The 3,585-nt window shown below is 47.0% G+C and carries 3 protein-coding genes; 1 reads left to right on the forward strand and 2 read right to left on the reverse strand.

The window, feature by feature from the left end; all coding sequences use genetic code 11:
- Positions 1-70: 70 nt before the first annotated feature.
- On the reverse strand, positions 71-877 hold the full coding sequence (locus tag HMPREF3277_RS06250; RefSeq protein WP_070870389.1) for a cytochrome C assembly family protein: 807 nt from the start codon (positions 875-877) through the stop codon (positions 71-73).
- Between the two features lie 116 nt (positions 878-993).
- On the opposite strand from HMPREF3277_RS06250, the gene ffh reads away from it, so the two are divergent.
- Entirely contained in the window at positions 994-2,364 is a 1,371-nt protein-coding gene (gene ffh, locus HMPREF3277_RS06255; protein WP_009313112.1) for a signal recognition particle protein, read from the forward strand.
- A 196-nt stretch (positions 2,365-2,560) separates the two neighbouring features.
- Here the strand turns inward: ffh and HMPREF3277_RS06260 are convergent.
- The coding region (locus HMPREF3277_RS06260) for a YadA-like family protein (RefSeq protein WP_210401157.1) at positions 2,561-3,585 on the reverse strand (1,025 nt) is incomplete at its 5' end.

A 3,585-nucleotide genomic window follows, 5' to 3' on the forward strand; every position in this document is an offset into this window, starting at 1 on the left:
AGGTCGTCTGAAATCCCTTTCAGACGACCTTTATTAATCCAAATACACTATTACCCGAATAACTCTCATCTTAACGCCGCAGCAAGATTTCCAATACAAACTTGCTTCCTACATAGGCGAACATTAAGCTGACAAACCCGATGATTGTCCAAACGGCTGCTTTTTTGCCCCGCCATGCCGTCATACTGTGCTTAAGCAGCAACGCACCGTAAATTATCCATGAGAGAATGCCGAATACGGTTTTATGGGTAAATGTAACGGGTTTACCGAATACAGCCTCTGCAAAAAATGTCCCGCTGACAACCGAATAGGTTAATAAGATAAAACCTACCCACATCCCCTGGAACATGAGCTTTTCCAAACTCAGTAAAGACGGCAGAAAACCGGACAAACTGGAAACACGTCGCCTATGCAGGTTACGGTTGAGCAACAAAATCAAAACAGCAAACAAGGTCACAATACCGAATAAACCGTATGCCAGCAGCGATGTACCAATGTGCGACATAAACGGCAAATCATTGATTTGGTAACCGACATATTTCCCAGGGAACAGCGCACCCAATAACAAGGTAAACGCTGCACATGGATATAAAAGCAGCTGCAATCCGCGCAGACGATAGAAAAAACTACCAACGAAATACACCAGCAGCATCAACCATACAATCAAACTGATGGAATACCCAAAGCCCATAATCAAAATCTTGTCTTGAATGACAGGCATAAGCAATACAGCACCGTGCATGGTCAGCGCAGCACCCAAAACAGCCAACTCGGCTTTTAGAGGATAATCTTTAATCTCTCGGGTCTTGTGATTGAACCAAACGAATATACCCAATCCGGCATACACCAGTATCAGGCAAATCAGGATAGTCGGCATAACAAACTTTCTTGGCACGCATACATAACCGCACGCGATAGTGTAAAATAATCTCAATTTTATTTTAGCAAAGAATGCCCCGAACAGGGCAGCTATTATCATTACCAAGGACAAGCATGTTAGACAACTTAACCAACCGCTTTAGTAAAGTTTTCAAAAATATCCGCGGTCAAGCAAAACTGACAGAAGACAACATTAAAGAGGCGCTGCGGGAAGTCCGCCTTGCCCTGCTCGAAGCGGACGTAGCCCTGCCCGTCGTAAAAGAATTTGTCAACAACGTCAAAGAAAAAGCCCTCGGGCAGGAAGTTGCCGGCAGCCTGACGCCCGACCAAGCCTTTATCGGCGTCGTCAACCAAGCCCTGATCGAATTGATGGGCAAGGAAAATTCCTCTTTAGACTTGGCGGCTGTGCCGCCTGCTGTCGTTTTAATGGCAGGTCTGCAAGGTGCGGGTAAAACCACCACCGTCGGCAAACTTGCCCGCCTGCTGAAAAACGAACAGAAGAAAAAAGTCTTGGTCGTTTCAGCCGACGTGTACCGCCCTGCCGCTATCGAACAGTTGCGCCTTTTGGCTGAGCAAGTCGGCATTGACTTCTTCCCTTCCGATTCCAATCAGAAACCCGTCGAAATTGCCACTGCTGCGATTGATTATGCAAAAAAACACTTTTACGACGTCTTGATGGTCGATACCGCCGGACGCTTGGCGATTGACGAAGAAATGATGAATGAAATCAAAGCGCTGCACGCAGCCGTCAATCCTGTAGAAACTTTATTTGTCGTCGATGCCATGTTGGGCCAAGACGCTGTAAACACCGCACAAGCATTTAACGAAGCCTTGCCGCTGACCGGCGTCATCCTGACCAAAATGGATGGCGATTCACGCGGCGGCGCGGCATTGTCTGTGCGCCACGTCACCGGAAAACCCATCAAATTTATCGGTATCGGTGAAAAAATCACAGGACTCGAACCCTTCTACCCGGACCGCATCGCCAGCCGTATCCTCGGCATGGGCGACGTGTTAAGCCTGATTGAAGATGTACAAAAAGGCATAGACGAAGAAGCCGCCGCCAAAATGGCGAAAAAGCTGCAAAAAGGCAAAGGCTTCGACCTCAATGATTTTAAAGAACAAATCCAGCAAATGCGCAATATGGGCGGACTGGAAAGCCTGATGTCAAAAATGCCGGGCGAACTGGGTCAGATTTCCAAACAAATTCCCGAAGGCACGGCAGAAAAAGCCATGGGTAAAGTCGAAGCCATCATCAACTCCATGACACCCAAAGAACGCGCCAACCCAGCCCTGCTCAAAGCCAGCCGCAAACGCCGCATTGCCGCAGGTGCCGGCACCAGCGTAGAGGAAGTCAACAAAATGCTCAAACAGTTTGAACAATCGCAACAAGTTATGAAAATGTTTAGCGGAAAAGGACTGGGCAAACTGATGCGTATGGCTAAAGGCATGAAGGGTATGAAAGGAATGTTCCCCGGAATGTAATTGGCAGGAAATCTAAGAGAGAGAGAGGTCGTCTGAAAACTGAAATTGGGTTTTCAGACGACCTCTCTTTATGTATAGGCTTCAGGAGTTAAGCCTTTTCTTCGAGATTCATGTACGCTTGAGCAAACCCGCCAGACAAAACAAAAAACCCGCAGCATAGCTGCGGGTTTGATACCTATTTAACACTAAACCGGTATTACCATTCGTAGTTCACGCCTACGTTGTAAGATGCAGAGCCGCCTGAAGAGGTGCCCACTGCAAGACCGGCTTTAGCTGCAAAGTTTTCATTGAAGCGGTAGCCTGCACCCACTGCAACTGCGGTGTCAGATTTGAAACCACCCAAAGCAGCGGTAACATTAAACTTACCAACGCTGTAAGGTTGGAACAGACCGCTGAGGGCTGCTTGTGCAGCAAGACCTTGGCGGGTCTCTTTGCGCAGATTAGCTACGTTTTTATCCAAGCTGTCGATACGCGCTGAGTTTTTAGCAATGCCTGCAGCGTGTTGGTTGCTTGCTATTTGCAGCGTAGCAATATCGGCTTTGTTAGCGGCAACTTGTGAGGCATTAGCTTTAACTGCATCTTGGGCTTGAGCAGCAGCAGTTTGCGCCGCACTTGCTACATTATTGGCAGCATCAGCGGATGTTTTTGCAGCTTTGGCATGGCTTTCAGCAGTTTCAGCAGATTTTTGGGCAACTTCAACAGAACCTTGTACAGACTTAGCTGATTTTTCAGCTTCAACAGCTGCTTTTTTAGCAATCTCGATATCAGCTTTATTGGCATCAATATCTTTACGATTGTCTTCTACAGCTTCTGCCGCAAGCTGCAAGCCCTTCGCCAAGTCAACGATGTCTTTATCTTGGCGAGTGATAGCCGCGCTAGTTGCGTCGCTCAGGGCAGTTACTTCATCACCGATGTCGTTAACTTTTTTGCCCATATTGTCAGTGTATTTTGCCAATTCTTCGAAATCAGCTTTGTCGGCTTTTTTATCAATTGCTGCTTTGTTAGCATCAATGTCTTGGCGGTTAACTTCTAACGCATCAGCTGCAGCCAAACCTACTTTTTTCAAAGTACTGATATCTTCATCCAAGCTAGCAATCGCATTGTTAAAGCCTTCGTTAGCTTTCTCTTGCTCTTTCAGAGAAGCAGTATTTTCAGCAATTGCTGCTTTATTGGCATCGATGTCTTGACGGTTAGCTTCTAAAGCATCGGCTGCAGTTAAGC

Source organism: Neisseria sp. HMSC70E02, from assembly GCF_001838645.1.
GTDB classification, from domain to species: Bacteria; Pseudomonadota; Gammaproteobacteria; order Burkholderiales; family Neisseriaceae; genus Neisseria; species Neisseria macacae.

Coding starts and splice junctions, on each gene's coding strand:
- HMPREF3277_RS06250 (WP_070870389.1), bottom strand. CDS start 877: ATGCCGACTATCCTGATTTGCCTGATACTGGTGTATGCCGGATTGGGT.
- ffh (WP_009313112.1), top strand. CDS start 994: ATGTTAGACAACTTAACCAACCGCTTTAGTAAAGTTTTCAAAAATATC.